General features: G+C 47.6%; 29 protein-coding genes and 2 pseudogenes. 29 read left to right on the forward strand and 2 right to left on the reverse strand.

From position 1 onward, the window contains the following. The first annotated feature begins 327 nt into the window (after window positions 1–327). From BIY29_RS08725 to BIY29_RS08805, 18 genes are all read left to right on the forward strand, one after another. Window positions 328–1,455 (forward strand): site-specific integrase, encoded by a 1,128-nt coding sequence (locus BIY29_RS08725; protein WP_121574753.1) that lies wholly within the window; start codon window positions 328–330, stop codon window positions 1,453–1,455. Between the two features lie 196 nt (window positions 1,456–1,651). Further along, on the forward strand, window positions 1,652–2,011 hold the full coding sequence (locus BIY29_RS20195) for a hypothetical protein (protein ID WP_170158903.1): 360 nt from the start codon (window positions 1,652–1,654) through the stop codon (window positions 2,009–2,011). Window positions 2,012–2,201: 190 nt separating this feature from the next. Next, a complete protein-coding gene (locus BIY29_RS08730; RefSeq protein WP_121574754.1) occupies window positions 2,202–3,008 on the forward strand; it encodes a hypothetical protein in 807 nt (268 codons plus the stop codon). A gap of 141 nt (window positions 3,009–3,149) precedes the next feature. Then, complete coding sequence (locus BIY29_RS08735; protein ID WP_121574755.1) at window positions 3,150–4,352, forward strand: conjugal transfer protein TraF; 1,203 nt, start codon at window positions 3,150–3,152, stop codon at window positions 4,350–4,352. 236 nt (window positions 4,353–4,588) lie between these two features. Continuing rightward, on the forward strand, window positions 4,589–5,095 hold the full coding sequence (locus BIY29_RS20575) for a hypothetical protein (RefSeq protein WP_240630049.1): 507 nt from the start codon (window positions 4,589–4,591) through the stop codon (window positions 5,093–5,095). Between the two features lie 5 nt (window positions 5,096–5,100). Beyond that, window positions 5,101–5,442 carry a hypothetical protein gene (locus BIY29_RS08745; RefSeq protein ID WP_121574756.1) on the forward strand — a complete coding sequence of 114 codons (342 nt, stop codon included), beginning with the start codon at window positions 5,101–5,103 and terminating at the stop codon, window positions 5,440–5,442. Then, window positions 5,442–5,909: a hypothetical protein gene (locus tag BIY29_RS08750; RefSeq protein ID WP_121574757.1), complete on the forward strand. Its 468-nt coding sequence runs from the start codon at window positions 5,442–5,444 to the stop codon at window positions 5,907–5,909. The genes BIY29_RS08745 and BIY29_RS08750 overlap by 1 nt, the downstream gene beginning before the upstream one ends. Beyond that, entirely contained in the window at window positions 5,906–6,364 is a 459-nt protein-coding gene (locus BIY29_RS08755) for a hypothetical protein (RefSeq protein WP_121574758.1), read from the forward strand. The genes BIY29_RS08750 and BIY29_RS08755 overlap by 4 nt, the downstream gene beginning before the upstream one ends. A 49-nt stretch (window positions 6,365–6,413) precedes the next feature. After that, on the forward strand, window positions 6,414–6,758 hold the full coding sequence (locus tag BIY29_RS08760; RefSeq protein WP_240630051.1) for a DUF7168 domain-containing protein: 345 nt from the start codon (window positions 6,414–6,416) through the stop codon (window positions 6,756–6,758). Window positions 6,759–6,848: 90 nt separating this feature from the next. Next, entirely contained in the window at window positions 6,849–7,223 is a 375-nt protein-coding gene (locus tag BIY29_RS08765) for a hypothetical protein (RefSeq protein ID WP_121574759.1), read from the forward strand. Window positions 7,224–7,325: 102 nt separating this feature from the next. Next, a complete protein-coding gene (locus tag BIY29_RS08770; protein ID WP_121574760.1) occupies window positions 7,326–8,234 on the forward strand; it encodes a hypothetical protein in 909 nt (302 codons plus the stop codon). A 9-nt stretch (window positions 8,235–8,243) separates the two neighbouring features. Then, the gene (locus BIY29_RS08775; RefSeq protein ID WP_121574761.1) at window positions 8,244–8,960 is read left to right on the forward strand and encodes a TIGR03759 family integrating conjugative element protein; all 717 of its coding nucleotides are present in this window, start codon (window positions 8,244–8,246) and stop codon (window positions 8,958–8,960) included. Beyond that, window positions 8,960–9,550: a transglycosylase SLT domain-containing protein gene (locus BIY29_RS08780; RefSeq protein ID WP_121574799.1), complete on the forward strand. Its 591-nt coding sequence runs from the start codon at window positions 8,960–8,962 to the stop codon at window positions 9,548–9,550. Before BIY29_RS08775 ends, BIY29_RS08780 begins: the two co-directional genes overlap by 1 nt. Then, window positions 9,547–10,065 (forward strand): integrating conjugative element protein, encoded by a 519-nt coding sequence (locus tag BIY29_RS08785; protein ID WP_121574762.1) that lies wholly within the window; start codon window positions 9,547–9,549, stop codon window positions 10,063–10,065. The genes BIY29_RS08780 and BIY29_RS08785 overlap by 4 nt, the downstream gene beginning before the upstream one ends. 74 nt (window positions 10,066–10,139) lie before the next feature. Beyond that, entirely contained in the window at window positions 10,140–10,664 is a 525-nt protein-coding gene (locus tag BIY29_RS08790; RefSeq protein ID WP_420808413.1) for a restriction endonuclease, read from the forward strand. Further along, a complete protein-coding gene (locus BIY29_RS08795) occupies window positions 10,648–11,115 on the forward strand; it encodes a hypothetical protein (protein WP_121574764.1) in 468 nt (155 codons plus the stop codon). The genes BIY29_RS08790 and BIY29_RS08795 overlap by 17 nt, the downstream gene beginning before the upstream one ends. Before the next feature lie 72 nt (window positions 11,116–11,187). Then, on the forward strand, window positions 11,188–13,278 hold the full coding sequence (gene traD, locus BIY29_RS08800; RefSeq protein ID WP_121574765.1) for a type IV conjugative transfer system coupling protein TraD: 2,091 nt from the start codon (window positions 11,188–11,190) through the stop codon (window positions 13,276–13,278). A 1-nt stretch (window position 13,279) separates the two neighbouring features. Next, entirely contained in the window at window positions 13,280–14,035 is a 756-nt protein-coding gene (locus tag BIY29_RS08805; protein WP_121574766.1) for a TIGR03747 family integrating conjugative element membrane protein, read from the forward strand. An 86-nt stretch (window positions 14,036–14,121) separates the two neighbouring features. On the opposite strand, the pseudogene BIY29_RS20580 reads toward BIY29_RS08805, so the two are convergent. After that, a pseudogene (locus BIY29_RS20580) lies at window positions 14,122–14,306 on the reverse strand (IS630 family transposase); the annotation flags it as partial. Window positions 14,307–14,663: 357 nt separating this feature from the next. Between BIY29_RS20580 and BIY29_RS08810 the strand changes: the two are divergent. Next, on the forward strand, window positions 14,664–15,092 hold the full coding sequence (locus BIY29_RS08810; RefSeq protein WP_121574767.1) for a fascin domain-containing protein: 429 nt from the start codon (window positions 14,664–14,666) through the stop codon (window positions 15,090–15,092). A 95-nt stretch (window positions 15,093–15,187) separates the two neighbouring features. Here the strand turns inward: BIY29_RS08810 and BIY29_RS20975 are convergent. Then, window positions 15,188–15,374 (reverse strand): annotated as a pseudogene (locus BIY29_RS20975) (IS481 family transposase); the annotation flags it as partial. A 168-nt stretch (window positions 15,375–15,542) separates the two neighbouring features. Between BIY29_RS20975 and BIY29_RS08815 the strand changes: the two are divergent. The 10 genes from BIY29_RS08815 to BIY29_RS08860 are packed head-to-tail and all read left to right on the forward strand — an operon-like array spanning window position 15,543 to window position 23,666. Next, window positions 15,543–15,863 carry an integrative conjugative element protein, RAQPRD family gene (locus BIY29_RS08815; protein ID WP_121574768.1) on the forward strand — a complete coding sequence of 107 codons (321 nt, stop codon included), beginning with the start codon at window positions 15,543–15,545 and terminating at the stop codon, window positions 15,861–15,863. Between the two features lies 1 nt (window position 15,864). Then, window positions 15,865–16,104, forward strand: a complete 240-nt coding sequence (locus BIY29_RS08820) for a TIGR03758 family integrating conjugative element protein (protein ID WP_121574769.1) — start codon at window positions 15,865–15,867, stop codon at window positions 16,102–16,104. Window positions 16,105–16,130: 26 nt separating this feature from the next. Then, window positions 16,131–16,472, forward strand: coding sequence for a TIGR03745 family integrating conjugative element membrane protein (locus BIY29_RS08825; protein WP_121574770.1), 342 nt, complete (start codon window positions 16,131–16,133; stop codon window positions 16,470–16,472). Window positions 16,473–16,481: 9 nt separating this feature from the next. Beyond that, window positions 16,482–16,844 (forward strand): TIGR03750 family conjugal transfer protein, encoded by a 363-nt coding sequence (locus BIY29_RS08830; RefSeq protein ID WP_121574771.1) that lies wholly within the window; start codon window positions 16,482–16,484, stop codon window positions 16,842–16,844. Continuing rightward, window positions 16,841–17,497, forward strand: coding sequence for a PFL_4703 family integrating conjugative element protein (locus BIY29_RS08835; RefSeq protein WP_121574772.1), 657 nt, complete (start codon window positions 16,841–16,843; stop codon window positions 17,495–17,497). Before BIY29_RS08830 ends, BIY29_RS08835 begins: the two co-directional genes overlap by 4 nt. 56 nt (window positions 17,498–17,553) lie before the next feature. After that, window positions 17,554–18,429, forward strand: coding sequence for a TIGR03749 family integrating conjugative element protein (locus BIY29_RS08840; protein WP_121574773.1), 876 nt, complete (start codon window positions 17,554–17,556; stop codon window positions 18,427–18,429). Continuing rightward, window positions 18,419–19,954: a TIGR03752 family integrating conjugative element protein gene (locus tag BIY29_RS08845; RefSeq protein WP_121574774.1), complete on the forward strand. Its 1,536-nt coding sequence runs from the start codon at window positions 18,419–18,421 to the stop codon at window positions 19,952–19,954. Before BIY29_RS08840 ends, BIY29_RS08845 begins: the two co-directional genes overlap by 11 nt. A gap of 10 nt (window positions 19,955–19,964) precedes the next feature. After that, window positions 19,965–20,408, forward strand: coding sequence for a hypothetical protein (locus tag BIY29_RS08850; protein ID WP_121574775.1), 444 nt, complete (start codon window positions 19,965–19,967; stop codon window positions 20,406–20,408). Further along, window positions 20,401–20,811: a TIGR03751 family conjugal transfer lipoprotein gene (locus tag BIY29_RS08855; protein WP_121574776.1), complete on the forward strand. Its 411-nt coding sequence runs from the start codon at window positions 20,401–20,403 to the stop codon at window positions 20,809–20,811. The genes BIY29_RS08850 and BIY29_RS08855 overlap by 8 nt, the downstream gene beginning before the upstream one ends. After that, the gene (locus tag BIY29_RS08860; protein WP_121574777.1) at window positions 20,811–23,666 is read left to right on the forward strand and encodes a conjugative transfer ATPase; all 2,856 of its coding nucleotides are present in this window, start codon (window positions 20,811–20,813) and stop codon (window positions 23,664–23,666) included. Before BIY29_RS08855 ends, BIY29_RS08860 begins: the two co-directional genes overlap by 1 nt. Window position 23,667 lies beyond the last annotated feature (1 nt).

Below are 23,667 nucleotides of genomic sequence, written 5' to 3' on the forward strand. Positions count from 1 at the left end.
CAATAGCCTTAAAACAGACTCGACGCTCACTACCTGTACCATTAACTTTCCAACGATTATTAGCAGGATCCGGATACGATGCATCAGGTGAGTTATATGAGTTTGCTGCGACAGCATCGTATGGCCAACTTGATAAGGTATACCCACCGCTGACCAGGAATGTGTTGCTGGGACACGTTGCAAACGATGACTCATGCCCACATGCCTCATTACCGATGATTGTAGATGTCTCAAAATTTTGTCCACTGACCCACACGCCGTATTGACAGTTTAGTCAGTATTTACGCCATATGATATTGTTCTTCGCTTTAGTTAGGGATAATTCATATGGTTGTAAAAAAACGTATAAAGAAGATGGTGTTATCTAAGGCGTTGGATAAATATTATTCAACGGTTTCTATCCATAAGCGCGGCCAACTACAGGAATTTTATCGAATAAATGTTATTCGGCGGTCTGAACTGGCGAAAAAAATGATGGATGAGATTTCATCAGTTGATATTGCTGAGTACAGGGATTTGAGACTCACTTCTGTTAATCCAATTACTGGAAAGACGATAAGTGCTAATACTGTTCGACTTGAGATGGCCTTATTGTCCGCGATGTACAATTTAGCGCGTATTGAATGGGGAACCTGCACTTCTAATCCTGTTGAGTATGTCCGCAAACCGCCTGTATCGGCAGGGAGAACCCGGAGGTTAACGTCAGCGGAGGAACGCCGATTAGCCCGCTATTTCAGAGGGAAAAATCCTGAGTTGCTCACCATTTTTTTGTTGGCTATCGAGACAGCCATGCGTCAGGGAGAAATCCTTTCACTTAGATGGGAGAACGTCGATTTACATTTAGGCGTGGCTCATCTACCGCTAACAAAGAATGGATCGGCCCGCGATGTCCCACTTTCATCAAAAGCCCGTAAATCTCTACGTGAATTTGTGGGGACGATTCCGGCGAATGGTGCTGTCTTCAGCTATACATCAAATGGGTTTAAAAGCGCCTGGCGAGTAGCTTTACAGGAATTGGATATAAGTGACCTTCATTTCCATGATCTGAGGCACGAAGCGATAAGCCGTCTGTTTGAGTTGGGAACGCTTAACGTCATAGAGGTTGCTGCTATCTCAGGCCACAAATCAATGAATATGCTTAAACGCTATACTCACCTTCGCGCGACTCAATTAGTCAGTAAGCTGGATGTCAGGAAAAAACAAGCCCAGAAGTTTGCTGCGCTTTTTGTTCCGTATCCGGCAGATATTTTGGAGGAGCAAGGGAGGGTGACGCTGTGTTTCGGTGATTTCGATGATCTCAGTGTCACAGCTGAGTCACACGATGATGCAATGAAAGCAGCATCAGTAGCACTGTTGCGAGTGCAAGCTATTGCAGCGAGAAATGGAGAGCGTTTACCGCCTCCAGGTCATGTGGTTGTCAATGCTGTGGATCGGGTACTTATTAACCCGCTGTGATATTTTTTTTATTTTTTGAATGGCGATATTGGGTTAAGTATCGCCATATCGATACTGCTTTTGCACGATATTGCTTTATAGTCATTATCATGTGTTATCCAATATGATCTTTTCCCTTTTTTTGTGTCTGCTCGGGTTGCTGTATTGCCCGTTTTATTACGCAATTTGTCAGTTGATACCATTTCGAGGTTTCACTGTGTTTGGTATGCAACATAAGAGAAAGCTATATTGGACTATTCATCTTGCTCCGTTTTCTCGGGTAGGGAGCTTTAACAGAGCGCGCCTTCATCGTTTTAATACCGCATTTGTTTCGTCACTGGAGGATGCGTTATGCCGTGGCGAGCGTAGTATTGTTATTCGTTCTCATTTGATGAGGACGGCTGAAATTAAGCTGGCTCTCACTGTATTAGCCAACTATCCCTGTCATTATCATGTTGTACCTGTTGTGTTTTCTCGTTTTGAGCAGGTAGGAATCACGTTTCAAATGCTGTTGCAAGAATGGAGGCTGGTTGCAGTTCCTAGCTCAGGATTTATGATTGTCATTGCATGTCGTTAAATTTTCACCAATGGGTAAACAATTTATAGTCGTTTCTAGCATTACATGGTTTTAATCTTATCGATACATTAGATCGAACCGATCGATTTATTTTGTTGTACACGATTAGTTATGTTGATTAACCTCGTTTATACATTGAAGCGAATTACTCAATTACATTGAAATGATTTTTTATGTGGAGTCGTAGTGAATGAATCCTACATATACTGCGTTAATTGCACTTTTGCGTTCAGGGGAAATGGTATTTCCTGAAGGCGATGGAAAATATGATGGTAGTAATAGCCAGTTTTCGGTAAGAATCAAGCCTGAAAGCAGGGCTTTTCTTGATATGCATGCTGAACGTATCGGGGTTTCTAAGTCTACGCTCTACGGTATTATTCTGGAAGGGGTCCTTTCCGAAGCTAGAGCGTCAACAGCTGACAAGATGATGGGAGTGTATGAGCGTTTTTGTTTGCTAATGGATGCGTATGGGGTGAACGTGCTGCAACAAGCACAGTTATTAGCTCCATTTGGTATTAGTCAGGGGGCGTTATCCAGCGCAGAGCGAACACTTGATTTGTTGAATGCTCAGGTGCTGCATCAATTGGCTTCATGGTTTGAAATTGATGTGAAATGGTTGTTTTGTGAAAAAATGAATCCAATGGAAAATAACCATTTTTTTGACCAGGATTCTCTGGATTATGATGTTATTAATGATGGCATAGAACTGGTTTATTTTCGTGCGGTCGGTGATCGTAACATGACCCTGGCTTTCACAAGGGGATGGAAAGATATTCAGGGAGTAATCAGCATCCCAATTATTAAAATTTATCGTGTGTTGAAGGAATGGGAAATCGATTATCAACATCAACACTTACCAAAACCGAAGAGCACCAGGTATCTAACTTATTCACAGAAGCAAATTTCATCTTTAATCGATGGTTCTGTGTTCCCTATTATGATTGTTGATAAATATCAATATGAATATGAAAGCTATCGAGATTTGTTGATAGGTTAATTTATAAGTAATTTTTTATTAATGATGTGCCAGCATCAGGGGATGTTTTTGTAAAAAATAGTAGTGAACATTGTGCCAGTACCAGAGAAAATCAAGAAAAAATAAATAAAATTTACATCCATATAGAATAGGAAATAAATAATGAAACATTCATTAATCACACGCAGTTTTATTATTGCAGGTATCAACGTCGTTGCCGCTTCCGCTAATGCGGCTGGCACATGGACGGAAGCCCGTAATGATGCGATGGGAGGAACAGGTGTCGCTTCATCACACTACAGCGCAGCTGCGCTGGTTAACCCTGCGTTGCTGACAAAATTCGATAAGTCGGATGATTTTAGCCTGATCTTGCCAGCGGTTGGCGCCCAGGTTTCGGATCCGGATAACCTGGAAGATGGTGTCGATCAAATTGATAGCGATTGGATGTCGTTTGAAAACGTCGTCAATGCCGGAGGAGATGCCAGTTCCGCGGCGGCAAACTTACGCTCATCTTTACTGGACCTCTCTGGCAGTCATGCTCGTGCCTGGGCTGGGGCGACCACCGTCGCCACCGTACCCAACAGCGTTCTGCCGTTTGCCGTCGTGGCAAAAGGCTGGGGAACGGCGACAGTAAAAACCAACGTGACTGACAGTGACCTTCAGTGGCTGGATGCGGTATCGAACGGCACGGCTGACGGATCTGACCTGAGCTCGTTAACCTCGTCTGCTAACGGTCGTGCAGCCGTCGTCGCAGATGTTGGTGTAGCGATGGCACGTGAATTCAACGTCGGTGGGTTCGAGTTCTCCGCAGGTATTACACCGAAAGTGCAGCGTGTTTACACCTTCAATTATAACGTCGCAATCAATAACTACGACAGCTCTGATTTCCGCAGCAGTGATTATCGTAACGATAAAACGGGCGCCAACGTAGATGTCGGTTTCTCAACCAACCTTAACGATAACTGGATTGTGGGCCTTGTCGGCCAGAACCTGGTTGCACGCAGTATCGATACGAAAGAAGTCAACGGCGTCAAAGACACGTTTAAAATTAAGCCTCAGGCGACACTGGGAACCGCATACAGCAACAGTTTCTTTACCACCGCTCTTGATGTCGATCTGACTCCTGCAAGCCGTTTTAACTCCGATAAAGATAGCCAGTTCGTCAGCGTAGGTGGCGAACTGAATGCATGGAAATGGGCGCAACTGCGTGCAGGGTATCGAGCCGATATTCATGACAGTGATAACTCCTATTTTACGGCAGGGATTGGATTGTCTCCTTTCGATGTGGTGCATCTGGATATCACTGGGATGGCAGGAGCGGACAGAACGTATGGTGCAGTCGCGCAACTGACGTTCACATTTTGATTGATAACGGGGCTATTCATTAATAGCCCTGACTGAGGAACAAGTAGCGTGGACACAGAATATCAACAAACCGATTCAATTATATCAATGCGGTAGAAGAAGGGGGCACTTGACTGTATTGATGAACACAACTTCTGCCTGACCGACAAAGAAGAGAGCCAATGATGAGTTGATCGCATATCGGCTAGAGTTAGCAAATTAAAAAATTCATCCCTATTTATTCAAGGCTAAATAAGATGGAAAAGCTAAAACCAATGTTCCCAGCTCGGGATGAAAACGGATGGTGGACTCATCCTTATTTTTCTGAAACCTATTCCTATGGATGGGCTGAGGATAATAATTTCGATATAGAATTCATATTCCTTGAAAATGAAGTCGGTTTTGAAAAAGCAAAAGAGCGTTATTGGGGAGTGGGAGCGAGCGATTGTGAAGGATGGGAGCCTATTTCCCCTGATGGCGATGGTTGGTTTATTGCATCAATACACGATACCGAAGATGGGCCCGTGTGCATTTGGCTGCGAAACAAAACCAAAAATGAAGAAGAAAATTCATTAATTAATGCCATCGGAAAAATAACCACTATCACAACCTGTGTGGTATGTGGTTGTGATGATAATCATGCGTGTGTGAATGAATTTCATGAGGTCTGTTATTGGCTGCGGGTAAACAGAAATACAGGTTTAGGTGTTTGCTCTCAATGTGCTGTGTTTATTGGCGCTGATATAGACTCAGTAAGGAAATAAATAAGATGAATATGAATGACCGGAAAGTAAATTTTACTCATGATGGCCAGGTAGTGATTGTCGGTATTCATAGTAAAATAAAAAGCAAAATAAAAGACAGTGGAGAAATTGTTTGGATTATAAACCACAGCATCACAATAGATGATATTAAATATCGTCAGAGTGATTATGGACGAGAGTGGGAACGAATGATTGAGCCCAAAGACACGCGACAATATCGGCGTTGGGAACACAGTGGCACCCCATATTACTATTTCAGGAAGGTGACATCTATTCGAATTATTTCATTATTAAATTCCATTTTACTGCGGGATGAAGTTAATAAATTTGATTGGGGGAAGAGTTGATGACAGATTTAACGGATAACACATCAAATGAACGACTGGAAAAAATTGCATCATGGTGCAACACGTATGGTGATGATGCAAACGTGATACTACCCGCGGCAGAAGCAAAAATAATTGTCAGCGAGTTGCTATCACTCCGTGCTCTTCTTGATGGAGATAGCTTCCGGATTCGAGTGTATGAGTTGCTGGGTATGGGGGCCATGTTCCCCAACCTAAGCGCATTTACTTGCATTGAAAATGTCTGCCGCCGTTCCGCCTGTCTGGAAAAAATAGAGCGCTATATGTCTGTCTATGCGGGTATTGACGAGCACGACGACACAGTGATGTATCGCGAATTTCTAAATTGGGGTGAGGAACCTGCTAAGTATATCGAGACATTCAAGGCTGCATTACCGAAATTCATCGCCGCCAACGCCCCAGATTGGACTGCTGACATTGCGGCCGCTCTGAAAGGGGAAGGCCGATGAGCGCATTTGATTACATCAACCAGTACTACGGCGTGAGTGCCTGCATTGGACGTCGAGTGATTGCATATGGCCAGCCTGGAACTATTGTGCGTGATTTTGGTAACTATATTGGCATTGTTTTGGACTCCGTTCCGCATGCTGACCCTGAGCGCTATCACCCGACGGATGGCATCGAGTATGGCGACGTTATTGATTACACTCCGCCGAAAATTAACGCCAGGCAAGCCAAGGCCAAATGTAATTATCAGGAATATCAAGACGCTGATTACGGGCATGATTTTGCTGAGTGGTTAGGCATCAACGCTCCGTGCGTTGAATACAACGGTCACGGAGAATGCCGTATGTATCGGTACGGGAATTATCGGGATTCGAGCGTTTATGGCGAGTGGTGTAAAACAAAAAAAGATGCAAAGGCCAGTTATAAAGAGGCACTGAAAAAATACAGGGCTGCATAAAAAATAGTAATTCATCCATCTTTTCACTCATTTTATAACGAGTAACAAAATGAACAAAGAAGAAAAAGAAAAATATATGGAGAAAATCCAAAAACTACTCCATTTAGCAAAACGCAGTAGCAGCACTAAAACCAATCGCGCAGATCAATTTTGTGCAGGTTGGGTGAGCGGTGCCTGGAATGCCATCAGCCGGTTTGCTGTTGAACCAGAAGAGCAACAGCTAATGTTGCTGTATTACAAACAGATATCCGAGGAATTTAGCAAACTGGAAAGCCGGGAAGCGAAAAGTTGTCGCGGGGATGATGACGCATATCATGCCGGCTATCACTCGGGTAAAGATGCTCGGCTGCACCAGGCTGTTAACGGAACCTCAATGGGGAGAATTGGAAGGTAACCAATCGGTCAGGATGAAGTTGGTGCTAAAAAGCATCTGCTCCATGCGTTATAATTATCGATGTTTTCAATCTGGATAAGGATAACTCTGATGTTAAACCCCCGTCTTATAATCGGCGCGATTTTACTGGCTTGCCAATTTCCGGCTAAAGCATCAGCAAACTGGCAAGTCGGTGATTTTATTCGCCAGATCCAACGTTGGGATGAGAGCTCAAATCAATTTTTGCCCGGGGCTGAGGAAGGTGAAGGAGATGGGTGTTGGCAAATTACCGCTATAACACCAGAACGCATCACCACGAGGCTGATAAGCGGAAATTTTAAGCCTTGGTGGGCAGAAAAACCAATCGCAATCGGTACGTCAGATGAATGGTCCGATAGTGGGGTATATAAAGAAGCGAACCCTAGTATGCCCCCATTGTCTGAGATAAAAGCCACATTCTCAATAGTCGCGTCCTGCAAGTCCTAGTTTAAATTTCCCAATCTCAATATTCAGTTGTTCGTCGTCTCTGGTTCTCGGTTTTTGCAAAGTAGTGGTGAAAACCGTTAACCAAAGGCAAGGATTTGAGGCATGACAACTGAGTCCTCCGTTACAGACACCGTAATTCCACCTTTCACTGAAGCCACTGACGCTCAGGAAGATGACCCAATTGCTGAAGAGGTCACTGCACATTACGACAAGACTTCATCAGCAGATGTTGCTGCGCGACGTATGGGGATCTTCAGTAGGGGGGCATCGACGGATAAAGACAATCAACCTTCACGGCTCACTTGGCTCTTTAAAAGCCTGCTTGTCGTTTTGTTTTTCGTTTCGTTAGCCGTATCCGTCGTGCTTATCCTGATCGTTCAACAGCAGAGTATCCAGTTAGAGTCTCTGGATGCCGCATTTCGGAATGGCCAGCTTCAGAAACTGCCGGCAGAAATGCTGGAGCTGCAAAATAAGGTTGATTTACTTCGAAATGAATTTGTTTCTACACAGGAGTACGACACATTCCGCCAGTCTCAGCAGAACCTGGCTCGCACTCTGGATAAAAAACTGAATCAGTACATTAAAAGTGTGGAAGCGGAGCCAGCACTTACTGAACGTATAACGCTTCTTGAGCAGCGCATTGATGGTCTTCAGGTAATAGCAGATACGCATGATAAACGCCTTCTAACTTTGGCCTCAGACTGGCAAGGCAAATGGGAAAAGTTAACGCCGCAGAAGACCAGTGCATCCGCACCGGGAAACCGCTCCGCAAAAAAGCCTCAACGGGTGATTAAGCCCGTTCCTGCGCCTTTTTCATTAACCAGCATTGAGCATCGGGGAGGACAGCAATACGCCGTCATTATTCCCAATTCAATTGAAGGCAATCGCTGGTCACAAATACGAATGTTGACGCCGGGCGAATCAGTTGATGGCTGGACGTTAGCCAGCATTGATGGAAATCAGGCTCGTTTTCTGATTAACGGCAAATCCCAAACTCTCACCTTACGGTAAGGAATAGCGATGCGCTTGAAAATAGTGGCGGTGATGTTAGTTCTGTCAGGAACTGCGTTTGCATCAGTGAATACCAGCATTCAGGTGGCAACCCCTGAAGCGAATTCTCAAATTCGAACTGTTGATCAAGGGGTGTCCCGCCTTCAGTCAAAGCAGTGGGAGCTGACTGATGAAGAGTGGGCTCGATATCAGGACATGATGCGGGGGAAAATGGGGATCAAGTCCCCGGGGCTGGATCCGTTAACTGCACTGGGTATTGAGGCTCGCAGCGACGCTGAACGGCGACAGTTGGCAGAAAAATGGGTTCGGCAAGAATATCAGCATACAGAGAAAATCCTGAAGTTTCAGCGTGAGGTTGATGCGGCATGGGGGCGCATTTATCCGAATGCGTTACCCGTCAATATGGGGAATGCCGGCGGCGTCGCGCACGATAATGGGGGGAGATTGGCGCTGTTTGTGAGGTCAAAAGACTGCGGCAACTGCAATTCACGTCTTGCTGCTGTACTGGCTGACAACCGTCCAGTCGACATCTACCTGGTTGATAGCGAGGGAGATGACAACAAACTGCGCCAGTGGGCCAGAGAACGCAGTATCCCCGTCGAACGCGTACGTAACCGTCAAATTACATTGAACCATGATGGTGGTCGCTGGATTCGATTCGGAAATGGGCTGATGCCTGTGTTGTTGCAACAGGGAGAGGATGGATGGCGCGTTGCGGCTTTCTGATGCTGATTATATTCAGCATTTTCCCTGTCAGTGTTAGCGCATTGCGACAGCCGGTGCCCGCAGGGTATCAACGTGTTGCATATTCGCACAGGGTTCCACCTGAATCACTCTATGCGCTGGCGTTACAGGAGTCCAGTCGCAAGCTGCCTCATGGTATCCAACCATGGCCATGGAGCCTGAATGTCCAGGGGCGAACCTACCAATATGACAGCCGGCTGGAAGCGTGGCAGGCGCTACAGCGTTTTTTGAAGAAGGCTCCACATAAAAACATTGATGTTGGATTAGGGCAGGTCAACTGGGGCTGGAATGGTCGGCGATTTTCAAACTCTTGGGATGCTTTTGAACCCTATACCAATCTGAATGTTGCGGCACAGATTCTGCGTGAATGCTACGAGAGAAAGCCTGGAAGTTGGCTACGTGCTGCCGGGTGCTACCATCATCCTGCCGGTGGAGCAGCTGCCGCTCGGTATATTTCAGGCATTAAACGCAAGCTGGCCATGATTGAACCCTCGAAAAATATTTCCCCTTCTAACGTACCTGTTTCTCCTGCAACTCAATTAGTTTGGATCGAACCCCGGAGTACCAAATGAAGATGATTTTTATGTTTTTCATGCTGCTAGTGAGTCCGATAACTGTTCATGCGGAACTGAATGTTATTGCTGATCTTGGGGGGAAAGATACTGCGGGTTTCTTCGACGGGATCAATCGGCAGGAGGACCCCGGTACCAACAATACTGGAAATGACGTCTGGCAAGGTCAGCCAGGAGAGCGAGCTATGCTGCCGGTTGTAACGCCAGAACTGACAGTTGGTATTGAATCCCACAGACCACTGAATCTTCCCGGTATTGGCGCATTATTTCTGGTCGGAGACGATCTGGCTTCACGTTCCTGGTTACAACTGAACGCGGGAAAACTGAGCCAAATGCGGGCGGTAGGGTTGATTGTCAATGTGACGGATGTTGCTGCTCTCCAGTTGCTGCGCTCGTTGGTTCCTGGCGTGCAGATGGCACCGGCATCGGGCAGTGAATTAGCGCGGCGGTTACAGCTTCGGCATTATCCCGTTTTAATCACAGAGACCGCCGTGTCTTCAGAGGTATGGCCATGATCCCGCAGCTTCCGCTTCTGACGACACTCAATCCTATTCTGATAATAGGGTTTATTCTACTGTTTATCGGAGCCATGGTCGCTCCGGCATATTGCTGGCGTGAAAAGGCCAGCGTACGGCGCCATCGCCGCTACCACAATAGAGCAGAACGTCTGTTAAAAAAACTACCTACCCTGGCAGGCGACGCCCAGCGACTGTCTTATCTCCGGCGTGTCAATCCGTATGTGTTTGAAGAGCTGCTTTTGCTGGCAATGGAGCGACAGGGGCTGAAAATTATCCGTAATGCATCATATAGCGGCGACGGTGGGATAGATGGGCAGGTTTTTATTGAGGGCCAACGTTGGTTAATCCAGGCAAAGCGTTATAGCAGAGCGATTGACCCCGCGCACGTCGAGGCTTTTTCTGCGCTGTTGGTTCAACATCGATGTGGTGGTTTATTTATTCATACCGGGCGGACTGGCGATAAAAGCAGGCAGCACGCGAGTTCAAATAACAACATTCCTCTTTATATCATCAGCGGCCAAAGACTGCTGGCGTTGGTGGCTGGTAAACCCGGCTGGATAAATCTAAAAGGAAAAAAAGATGAAAATTTCCATTAATTACTGGTATGTATGGTTATTGACAAAAGAATTTGGCGCCATGTTTTATCGAATCCTCATCGTGTGGCCAAGTCTTATTATTGGCTCATTATTATTTTTATTCTTTGTTATAGGCTCATTGACAGGAGGTCTCGAACGTTTTTATTCGGATGTTTTGTCATCTGAGGCGGAAGCCTATCAAACGGCTCCTCCGGGATATATGAGTAAACAGCACTGTATGGAATTGACTGCTGAAATGACAGTCAGCAATTGCGTGAATAAACCGATTCCATTATCGGAAGTCGTTCATCAAGACCTTAAGGATGTTAATAGCTTTTATTATTTTTTCGTTCTTATCGCAACCTGCATTGAGGGTGTTTATCGTTTATGGCTAAACCATAAGATGCGCAAGGGCGTATATGGATATGGCCATAGTGGAGCAATTTCAGCAAAGCAGCGCTTGGATAAGTAATATGAACGATAACCATAAAGCATCTACTTCTTTACGCCCTTTGTGGCATGGATTTACAGGGAGTGGGCGTCGATGAGCGATCGTTATGTGATAGAGGCGTTGCTGCGACCTGCTGTTGAGTTGAACACGGCAGTAGTGTCTGCCACGGCGGCGTTCATTTGTGTTCAGGCTCCCTGGGCGATTGCGTTATCCCCCTCCGTCAGTTATGTGACGGCCGGAGGGTTTGCCGTGCTGACCATGGTGCGTACTCGTCAGGGAATGAAAGTGTTGCGTTACCGCCGCAATTTACGACGGCTTCCACGCTACGTGATGAGCAGTAAGCAGATCCCGGTCAGTAAACGGCGTCTGTTTATTGGCAAGGGATTTATGTGGACACAGAAGCACACCCAACGACTGCGTGACACGCTGCGACCTGAGGTTGAGCGTTACATTCAGCCGTCTAAACTGTATCAGATCGCCCGGAAACTGGAGAATGCGTCAGAACATGGATTACCCTGGCTCACCAAACTGCTGAGTGTTGATTCTCCACTGAATCCGGTACGGCCGTTACCGCCCGTCGGTGGCAAGCCGGTATTGCATGGGATTGAGCCGGATGAGGTTGATGTCACTATGCCGCTAGCCGATCGTCCCGGGCATACCATTGTACTGGGTACGACTCGTGTCGGAAAAACACGGTTGGCCGAACTGTTTATTACCCAGGATATTCGCCGCGGTGATGTGACGATCGTTTTTGATCCAAAGGGCGACCCGGACTTATTACGCCGAGTGTGGGCTGAAGCGCATCGAACAGGGCGGGGGGATTCGCTCTATATTTTCCATCTGGGTTGGCCCGAAATATCCGCGCGCTATAACGCCGTCGGGCGATTTGGCCGGGTGTCAGAAGTGGCGTCGCGTATCTCAGGGCAACTAGCGGGGGAAGGGAACAGTGCCGCGTTTAAAGAGTTTGCGTGGCGTTTCGTAAATATTGTGGCCAGGGCGTTGGTTGCATTGGGTGAGCGGCCTGATTACACGCTGATTATGCGCTATGTCAACAATATTGCGGATCTGTATCAGCGCTATGCGGAGAAGGTAATCGAGGAGGAGTTGCCCGAGTTGCAGCAGCAGATTCGTAATAATCTGGGAGTGCTCAAAGACGATGATGTTCCACGAAACATGCAGGGACAACCCAATAGCGTTAGTATCTGGGCAATAGAGGTTGCATTAAGTTCCGAAGCAGGAAAGAAACTCTATGATCCGATTTTCGATGGTCTGCGTTCCGCTGTCCGTTATGATAGAACCTATTTCGATAAAATTGTCGCATCGCTGTTGCCGTTGCTTGAGAAATTGACAACCGGCAAAACCGCCTCTCTCTTGTCGCCGGATTATCTGGATATGGACGATCCCCGGCCGATTTTTGACTGGGAACAAATTGTTCGCAAACGAGGCGTTGTTTATATCGGTCTTGATGCGCTCACTGACAGTGAGGTTGCCACGGCAGTAGGGAACAGTATGTTCGCTGATCTGGTTAGTGTTGCTGGCCATATTTATAAACATGGGATTAACTCAGGGCTACCGCATCAAAAAGAAGAAAAAGTCGTTATCAATCTGCACTGTGATGAGTTCAACGAATTAATGGGGGATGAGTTCATTCCGCTTATCAACAAAGGCGGCGGTGCCGGCGTTCAGGTGACGGCCTATACACAAACGTCGTCGGATATCGAGGCGCGTATCGGAAATGCAGCTAAAACTGCGCAGGTCATTGGGAATTTCAATACGTTGATTATGCTACGTGTCCGGGACAACAAAACCGCAGAACTACTCACGACACAGCTACCTCAGGTTGAGATCTATAGCAAAACATTGGTTTCTGGCCATTCCGATACTGCCAATGTTGAAACGGGACAGGATTTTACCTCAAGTACACAGGACCGTGTCGGCACGATAAAAACTCCACTGATTGAACCGTCTGATGTTGTGAGTTTACCTAAAGGCCAGGCGTTCGCCCTGCTTGAAGGTGGTCAGTTGTGGAAAATCAGGATGCCACTGCCATCGAATGATTTGAATGATTTGAATGATGCAATGATGCCAGCCAATTTGCAGGCCGTAGCGGCAGAGATGCGCCGTAACTACCGTTCCAGTGAGGGATGGTGGAACGGGCGTTCATTTGCTGCTGGAGGTGAGTAGTATGGCTGAACCTGCACGTAATTCACCTCTACAGAAACCAGAGCGCCAACATGGATTGTTTTATAACGTGTTGTGGGGCTGGCCATGGAAGTTGATTGGAATTGTTCTCGGGTCATTATTCTTGAGCTTGCTGATTGAGTATGTGGGGATTGCATTTTTCTGGTCAACGGAAGGTGCCGCGCGCAGCCAGCAAGTGATGAATACGGAACTGGGCTATTTGTCGTCAGAATTCAAGCGGAGCCTTCTACTGTCCGAGCCTTCTGTGACAGTCATCCGTTGGATCAATACGGCGTACCATTGGGCGTTCATCAACAGTGGTTTTCTGGATTGGGTCAGTAACCAGTATCAGATGCAGGCAAACAGCCACAGTGAATTGGCTCGTAGTTTAAATGCCTGGAGCAGCTGGCTGGCTCAATCCCTGCGGGAATATTTGCTGGCAACCATCTATGTCACAGTTGTTACTCTGGTGAGGGTAACTATCCTGATGCTCTCTGTTCCCCTTTTCGCCATGGTAGTGATTGTTGCAATCGTTGAAGGGTTGGGCCGACGTGACCTGCGACGTTTTGGTGCGGGTTATGAATCCAGCTTTCTTTATCATCATGCCAAACGACTGGTCAAACCGGCATTTTATGTGCCAGCCATGCTGTATTTGTCCTGGCCGATGGCGGTCTACCCTAACTTGCTGTTGTTGCCGGCAGCGCTGCTATTTGGCACAGCCATTACGGTGACGATGGCTACGTTTAAAAAATACCTTTGATTTGAAGGGGATACTGTGGCAGTGAATGATGAGTCTTGTGAAGCGGCTGTTGCTGCTATTTAGTGTGTTGACCTTCCACTATTCTAATTTATCGATGTGCAAACGGATGAACTAGCGGCGCATGATATTCTGGTAATGCCTGTAATAGTCATTTTTTATGCAACATTAGTATGGCTGTCAGTTGCTGGGAATAGTATTTATCACGGGTTTGCTGGGCTTCTTTCCTCATCAGCCATCGTTCTTCATCGGGGATAAATGCTATAATTGATATTGTTAATTAAATTTAATGAGTTATCCTGACTTGGCGATTGATCATATTGTACAATTCGGACTGAGTTCTCTTTAAGTGTTCTACTCTTGGTGAAACTCTTTGGGCAATGTCCTGCAATGATTTTGGTGGGATAATAATCTTAATTTTCATATTAATGCGGCTATATCTCGTTATGAGTCGCTTAACGTAATATAGGAAATTATTTCACCGTTGCTTCACCTTGGACGCTTAATAATTATCTAAATAAGAGATGTTGACATTCACCCTACCTTGTCCTAATTTTTAATTATCCCTAGTTTTGATGCTGAAATCATTAAATTGATTAACCATTTCCTTAGTCAACTATTGGAGTAGATCATGAGTTTTTCAGATGGAGAAGTGATTGCATTAACTGCCCACAATGGGCTTTACTGGAGCCGCGTCAATAGAGGAGGAAACAGAACCAACACTATCGAGGCATCGAAAAATAGTCTTGATCGAGACAGCGAGTTTACAGTAGTAAATCTCAAGAATGGCAAGATTGCGTTGAAAGCTCGAAGCAATGGACTTTATCTTAGTCGCATCAATCGCGGTAGCATCAATTCAATTGAGGCTGCTAAGGAAGTGATTGATTTATCCTCTGAGTTTAAGGTTATAGATCGTCCGTTAAATAAAATTGCATTGCTAGCGGACAATGATCTCTACATCAGCGTGATTGACAGGGGGGGGATCCCGTTCATTGAAGCCGAAAAAAATCAGATCGATATCTGGAGCGAATTTACTGTTACTGTTGTGAGGAAAAAGTAAATCAGAAAATCATTGTGAAGATGATTCAATGTGTCTTAAATCAGACATGATCTGACGGTCACCAGTTATATATACCGGTGTCTGTCAGATTACAGCTAGTTTAAATGATTTTCGGCCCAAATGTGTTTTCCATCAAGTGATGCTACCATAGGTGTGCGCCCACAGTACATCCTCCCTTGATAGGGCGCACATTATTGTAACAATGCACCATTCATCAAGATCTGGTTGTAATGTTTAAAATTCACCATAAAGTTTCTTACGGAGTGGTACCAGATGAAACTCCTAAAATATTTGTTTGGCCTTTTACTGTATTGATATTTTCTCCTTCATCAGAATTTTTTGTTTATCCTGTCTTATATTAATTCTTATCATTTAATAAAGAGTTTATCGCTGACCTAATCTCCCATATTCCTCATCCTATGCACACCGTCAACTTACTGTGAGGTGTACATGTTTTCTCCCTCAGTCCGGCTTGCTTGTCTGCTCGGTGCTTCACTGCTGTTTACCCATGCAGCAAATGCATCAGAGAAAGACGAGCTGGCCAGCACGCTGCGGCTGCTTGATCAGGTTCAGGCCTCGCTGGAGCGGGCACGTGTTGCCGCTGCGCAATCGGATTCTGCCGACCGATCCCGGTATCACTTCGACTATCAACGCATTACTGCTGATTTGAACGCGATTAAATCGGGTATTGATATTTATCTGTCGCCATCCCGGGCGCAACCGCGGGAAGCCAGTGCTATTGCCGGCAATTACCGAAGGGAGCGTCCCTGATATGTCTATGTCCGCCGCGCAATCTTCCGCATTTAAAGCTGCATCCGGTCTTGATCCCCAATTACTCAGTTTTGTCTGTATCGGCTTTCTGCTGGCCGCACTCTTCCTGTGGGCGGCCTGGGCATTAGGTGATGTCTGGATTGGGTGGGCCAACGAGAGAGTTAGAGATGCGGCGTTGGGCAGATTTGCATTAAGAACCGCGCTCTTGCTGGTCATTAGCATTTGGATGTTTGCCAGTTAATTCTTTCTACACAAAGAGGTTTCTCCATGTCTATGTTTCGTCGCTTTATCTCATTCCTGTTTTACGTTGGATTGCTATGCCAGTCCGCTTTTGCTGCATTGCCTAGTGTTGAAGCTCCCCAATCCAGTGGTGGCTCCGGAATTATGGGGCAAGCAAAGGGCCATTTACAGGATGGTATTGTTCTGGGGGGATTATTGCTTGCTGCCGTTATGTTCCTGAGTGTTGGGGTTGCAGTAGGTAAAACTTTCTCTGAAGTCCGTGAGGGACGAGCAGGCTGGGAAAAATTCGTTGCTATCGTAGTTGTGGGAGTGGTTTTGCTAGTCGTTATCATCTGGCTTGCAGGTAAATCTGCCAATATCCTTTTGTAAGGTGGCAGTATGCGAACTATCCCTTTTTTGCCTGATCGTTTGAATACTGAGGCCGTTGTGTTCCGTGGGTTTACCTCGCCAGAGCTGGGGCTAACGGCTTTGCTTGGCGCTTTTGCTGGCCTCTTGTGGTCTATCATCCTAGTTCCACTGGTGGGGTGGGTCATCATCCCAACGGGAATTTTATTGACGCCCTTATTAGTCATTGGCCTTGGTGGCAACTGGGTTTCACGTATTAAACGCGGTAAGCCCGAGAACTACATCTGGCAGAAGTTGGAGGAAAAGAAACGGCGTATTGGAGTTGGTGATAATTTATTGATTATTCACTCTCAGAGCTGGTCATTACGCCGTAGCCAATCTAAGGGAAGAATATGAGCATTTATCGCAACGCGGTGAGAAATCGCGATCAACATATTCTGACATTACGCATTGCCTGTGGTGTTCTGGTCGCTCTGCTACTTGTAGCGATACTTGGCTGGATGCGAGCCCCCAGTAATTTGACGATCCACAATCCTCCCGATCTCCGTGCGGGCAGCACAAAACCCTGGTGGGAAGTGCCTGCGCCGACGGTCTACAGTTTCGCGTTTTATATTTTCCAGCAACTGAATGCCTGGCCCAAAAATGGCGAACAGGACTATCCAGGTAAGATATTCAGCCTGTCGCCTTATCTGACGCCAGCTTGTCTGGATTTTTTGAATGCGGATGCAAAAAAACGGTCGCTTGGTAATGAACTGCTCGATCGGGTTCGTGTGGTTTACGAGATCCCAGGTCGAGGATATAGCGCGGAAAGTGTGGATGTTATCAGCCAGGATAACTGGATTGTCCGTCTGGATCTTGTGACCGATGAGTATTACCACACAGAGCCTGTTAAGCGTGTGTTGGTGCGCTATCCACTAAAAGTTGTCCGTTGGGAAGGGGATGCTGAACGTAATCCCTTTGGTCTTGCGCTGGATTGCTATGACGGAATGCCACAGCGGCTTGAAATTTTGCATCAGCCTCAGCCTGAGAAAAAGGGGATAATTCAGTGAAAGTGAAGTATTCCTCAGTACGACTGCTTTTCCAGACCGGATTCCTTGCTCTTCTTATGACGGGGTCATTGCACGTTGCTGCTGATGAGCTGATTAAATGGGAGCGGATACCACTGCAAATTCCGCTGAAAGTGGGGCAAGAACGCGTTGTTTTCGCGGATAAAAATGTTCGCGTCGGATTCCCTCCAGCCCTGAATGGCAAGTTGCGTGTGCAATCGTCCGGTGGAGCGGTTTATCTCAAGGCTGACAGCGAATTTCCTCAGACACGGGTGCAATTACAGGATCTGGAAAGCGGCGAAATTATCCTGCTCGATGTGACTGCGTCACCGAATGGTCCGACAGAGCCTGTTCGGCTGGTGTATAGCGGTGAGGTGACGTCTGTTGATAATAGCGAAGGTCCAGCCAAATCGTCTGAACGCAGTAGTTCAAGTTCATCATCCTCCTCTTCTGAGGCGAAAAACGATTCAGAAAAACCTAAAACGGCACGCTATAACGCGCCGCTGCCGGTTGTCCTGACGCGATATGCCGCGCAAACACTCTATGGGCCCCTGCGTGCAGTAGAGCCGGTTGGCGGTATCCATCCTGTTAATCCCCGATTACCCGGTAGGATAACGACGTTATATCCCTCTGAACCGCTGGATGTGACCACATTATCTGCCTGGGGCGTTGGGTCTCGTTCTGTCGTAGCCTTGCGGGTTCGTAATACGTCAAGCCGGAAAATTGTTCTCGATCCTAGAATTCTCCAGGGACAGTTTGTGGCCGCAACTTTCCAGCATCGCTGGGTGGGACCGGTTGGGACACCAGAAGACACGACAACGTTGTATCTGGTGACGGATGGCAGACCGGAACTGGCGTTTGTCGCTGAGCCCATGGTCTCTGTGGGGACTAAATCAGGTAAAGTCACCCCAAAAGGGGCGCGCCATGAAAATTAAGTCCAATACGCTGGTAAAAATCATTGTTCCATCGGTATTGGTTGCCGGCGCGCTTATTGGCGTAAAGAGCTGCCAGCCTACTTCTACCCAAACGCAAAGTTCAGATGCGGCAGTAACGACACTGGGAATGTCTCCGGACGAGCTCAAGGCCTTAGGCATAGCCGGTGATACACCTGAAGATACCTTGCGTACGGTGGTCGGTGCGTTAAATCAGGTACGCAGTGATTTGAGCAAACTCAGTCAGCAAAATGAGGAGTTGAAAAAGCAGAATGACGCTCTGACCCGACGCAGTACCGATGTTTCCGGGCAGGTGAATGACGCGGTTTCGGGCGTTCAGCAGTCTTATGATACGCAGCAAAAGCGTTTACAGGATGAGCAGTTACGGTTACAGCATAAAATCCAGGAGTTAACGGATAAGCTTGGCAGTACGATAAGCAACCCTGGTGGCCATATTGGCGGCGGTGGTGGCTACCAGGGGGCCGCCGGACAGGGAGATATCCCGCTTGGCTTAGGGCTGGATGGTATGGGACGTGATGTCGGTGGAGTGACATCACAGGGTGAGGATGGCCTGATTTGGGTATCACCGAAAGATCAGAAATCAGCAGACCCCAATAAAACTTCAAGTTCAGGTATGCCTTCGCTCCCTCAGTTTCCAACTTCTTTCCTGAGCGATAACGAGCTAACTCGCCAGAAAGCAGCTTATGAACAGCAGGTTAAGGGATACTCAAACGAAAAAAATGAGCCGACAGCCGAGCCCGTCTACACCTTACCCGAGAATTCCACCCTGATCGGGAGCCGGGCAATGACGGCGCTACTGGGCCGTGTCCCGATTAATGGAACCGTGACCGATCCGTACCCGTTCAAAATATTAATTGGCAAGGACAACCTGACGGCAAATGGTATCGATTTGCCGGATGTTGAAGGCGCGATTGTGTCAGGTACTGCTAGTGGTGACTGGACGTTGTCTTGTGTTCGCGGCCAGGTCAACAGTATTACGTTTGTGTTTGCCGACGGCACGGTGCGCACGTTACCACGCGCGGATGCCAATGGTAGCAGTAATGGAAATAGCAATGGCAGCGGTCAAGGAACGAGCGGTACTAGTGGCGGTATTGGCTGGATATCTGACGAAGCAGGGATCCCATGTATTGGAGGTGAACGCAAATCCAACGCATCAACATATCTTCCTACGATTGCACTCCTTGGTGTAGGTACCTCAGCGGGGGAAGTCTTTTCTGCATCTCAGTATACGAGCCAATCAGATGACGGAGATATAACCGCTGCGCTAACAGGAGATGCTGGGAAATCCGTGGTTGGTAAAGCCATTGGAGGTGGGTTCAGCGAGGTCACTGAATGGGTGAAACAGCGTTATGGTCAGACGTTTGATGCGATTTACGTTCCGCCAGGTATGCGATTAGCCGTGCATATTACCAAACAATTAGCAATTGATTATGAAGAGAAAGGCCGCAAGGTTCGGTACGACTTCACGCTGCCGGCAGACGGTATAAATCAGCGCGGTCTGGATTAACGGGGGACACATGGGAGCAACTGCCGCCTGTTGGGAAAATATCTGGACCTTTGGTACCGAACCCGCCGCTGAGCGGTTTCGTGTTGATGTCCACTACCGTCAGTCTGATTCTGAACTGCTGGCGAAAAGCCTTGCTGAATCCGCCGAAGCGTCTCTCTACTGGGTAAAAAATGGCTTATATCTTGATGTCGGTAGCTATTGCATCCCGGTACAGGAGTGCTGCTTTGCCGTCAGGCAATTGCTGCCGGCGTCACATAACCGTTTTGAACTAGCCTGTTTTCTGGAAAAACAGGCTAATCCTTATTTAATGGCCATTGAACAGGGTAGGTCCAATGACTGGCATACCCTTTGCCTCTCATTGGGTGAATTGCGTCACCATCCCCAGTTTCAGTCGTTTTCATTGATTGCCGGCCATTTTCATTTATTCCGACGTTCTGGAGAAAAACATGCCTAAATGCCAAATTATGGCCACGCTGCTCGTGATTGCGTTGTTGAGCGGATGCTCGACCTCAAAAGAAGAAATGTTACCAGCAGGGGAGCACTCCATGCTTGAACTGTGGAACGGCGCAGACGGAGAGGGGACGACGCGGCGTTCTGCTCAGGCAAGGGATTCATTACGCCGTCCGTTGAATGCGGAAGAACGTCAGAACTCCTTACACAACGATCGCAGCTATAGCCGTACCCAGGAAAGTGAAATCAGCCAACAGTTTCCTCGTCTGCCAAACCCGGATATGGTGATGTACATTTTCCCGCATCTGGCGGATGGCAATGCGCCCGTTCCCGGTTACAGCACGGTATTTCCTTTCTATAGCCAGACCCAGTACGCGATGCCGGGCGAACGTGTGGAGGCGCTGTAATGTTCTCGTTATTTGATAAAAAGCGGCTATCACGCACCGCAAAACCATATACCTCTGATGAGATTAACGGAATTCCTGTTAGTGAAGATATCCCGCTTCATATTGCCGGACGAGAAGCGCTGCGACGCCCTGGGAAGATGACGGTTCAGGATGAGGTTAAGCTGAATCATGCCAATCCTTCAATCATCGATTACCTGCCGTGGGCTGAATTCTTAGATAACGATAAATGCTTGCTGCTGGATGACGGCGTATCTGTTGGTGCCGTATTTGAAGTCGCTCCTGTTGCGACAGAGGGACGAACGGAGGAGAGGCTTGAGCAAATTCGCGATACGGTTGAGGATGCCTTACAGGATAGTTTTGATGAAAATGATGAGAATCCGTGGGTCGTGCAGTGCTTTTGCCAAGATGAAAATAATGTTGATACACATATCGACTGCCTGCGGAACTATGTCAAACCGCATGCGCAAGGCTCGCAGTTTACTGAAGCCTGGCTGAAGGAAACGGAACGCCACTTACGGAGTATTGCTCGCTCGGAAGGTTTGTTTACCGATACAAAGATTACGGGCCAGCTCTGGCGTGGGCAACAGCGGCGTACGCGAATGGTGGTATACCGTTGGATTGGTAAAAACAATCGAGACCCGATGGCGCCGATCGCAATGCTAAATCAGGTCTGTGAACGGGTGACAAGCGCTTTAACTGGCGCCGGCATAATCTGTGCCCGACAGAATGGCCATCAGGTTCATGACTGGTTGCTTCGTCATTTTAACCCCTCGCCGGAGTGGGTAGATAAAAACACTCTATATCGTAAGGCAGGCTATTTTGATCGACGGGATACGCCCGATGGGGTGATGCCGGTTTTGAACGATTTCACGGAGACTCTGTGGTTCAACCCACCGAGATCGGATGTGGAGAACGGCGTATGGTGGTTCGACAATCAGGCTCACTGTGCATTACCGGTTGAAAAATTGCGGCGACCACCGGAGCCGGGGACGATTACCGGTGAGAAAAACAGGGGTGAGAAGATCAATGCATTAATGGATCTCTTTCCTGAAGGTACTACGGTTTGTATGACGATAGTGGCTCAACCTCAGGATAAGTTAGAGGCTGATTTTACCCGGCTCGCCAAGAACGCTGTCGGCGAAAATACCGAGTCTGGGCGTGTTCGTCAGGATGTCAAAACCGTCAAAGAATACTTGGGGAGGCGGCATAAGCTGTACCGCGCCGGGCTGACGTTTTTGTTACGGGCCGATGATGTGGAAACGCTCAACCACAAGCGCGTTGAGCTGACTACGGTGCTGTTAGGCGCGGGGTTGCAGCCGATACGACCGGAGTATGACGTTGCGCCACTGAACACCTATTTGCGCGCACTTCCCATGTGTTTTAACCCGGAGACAGATAAGAAACACTGGTATACCCGTCTCACGTGGGTACAGCATCTGGCTGGTTTATTGCCTGTGACGGGCCGAGAAACCGGTACAGGTAATCCAGGGATCAGCTTTTTCAACCGCGGTGGTGACGTATTGTCATTCGACCCGCTGAATAAGGTCGATCGTAGCCAAAACGCGCACAAACTGATATTCGGCCCGACCGGAGCCGGGAAGTCGGCAACGCTTTGCGCGATGTTGTCGCAGGTTATGGCTATTCACCGCCCAAGATTGTTCATTGCTGAAGCCGGCAATTCATTTGGGCTGTTGGCCGATTACTTTGAAAGCCTGGGTCTTACGGTGAATAAAGTCAGTATTAAACCGGGTAATGGATTAAGTCTGCCGTTGTTTGGTGACGCCTACCAGTTGTTGAGTGGTGATGTTCCTCTGGCCATTGACGCTGATGCACTGCCTGAGATTGATGCAGATAGTGAAGAACAAGATGATAATCAGCAAGATAAGAAGGAAAAGAAAGAAAAACGAGACATTTTGGGGGAGATGGAGATTTCAGCCCGCATGATGATTACCGGCGGGGATGCGAAAGAAGAAGCAGATCTGAAACGTGCTGACCGGGCGATGATCCGTGAGGCCTTAATTATGGCCGCTAAAACAGCTTATGCGGCTTCCGAACAAATGCTGCCTTCTCATTTGCAACGCGCATTACTCAATATTTCCATGGATGCCGAACGCAATGAGCAGCGACGGATGAAAGCCGCAGAGATGGCCGAATCGTTAAGCATGTTCACACAGGAAGGGAGTTTTGAAGCGGAGCTGTTTAACCGTAAAGGACAGCTCTGGCCAGAAGCCGACGTCACGTTGATTGACCTGGGCTATTTCGCACGTGAGGGCTATGAGGCGCAAATGGCGCTAACCATGGTATCGCTGACGAACACCATCAACAATATTGCTGAACGAGATCAATATAAGAAGCGGGATATTGTCTTTGCTGTTGATGAAGCACACATTGCGACGGTGAATCCGTTGCTGGCGCCATATATGACCAAAATCGTCAAAATGTGGCGAAAACTGGGCGCCTGGCTCTGGCTGGCGACGCAGAACCTGGAAGACTTTCCTGATGCGGCTGGCAAAATGCTCAATATGGCTGAATGGTGGCTATGCCTGGTGATGCCGAAAAAAGAAGTTGATGATATCAGCCGCTTTAAATCTCTGACGGACGAGCAGAAATCTGTGCTGATGTCGGCCAGTAAACTGGATAAATGCTACACCGAGGGAGTCGTGTTGTCGAAGAACGTCCAGGCGTTATTCCGTGCCGTTCCCCCCAGTTTGTATCTGGCGCTCGGGATGACGGAAAAAGAAGAAAAGGTGGAGCGACGTCGTTTGATTAAAGAACATCATTGTTCAGAGCTGGAAGCGGCAATGCGGGTCGCCAAAGCATTGGATAAAGCCCGTGGTTTGGCTGAGGAGAAATAAT

The sequence above is a fragment of the Brenneria alni genome, from assembly GCF_003666245.1.
Lineage (GTDB): Bacteria > Pseudomonadota > Gammaproteobacteria > Enterobacterales > Enterobacteriaceae > Brenneria > Brenneria alni.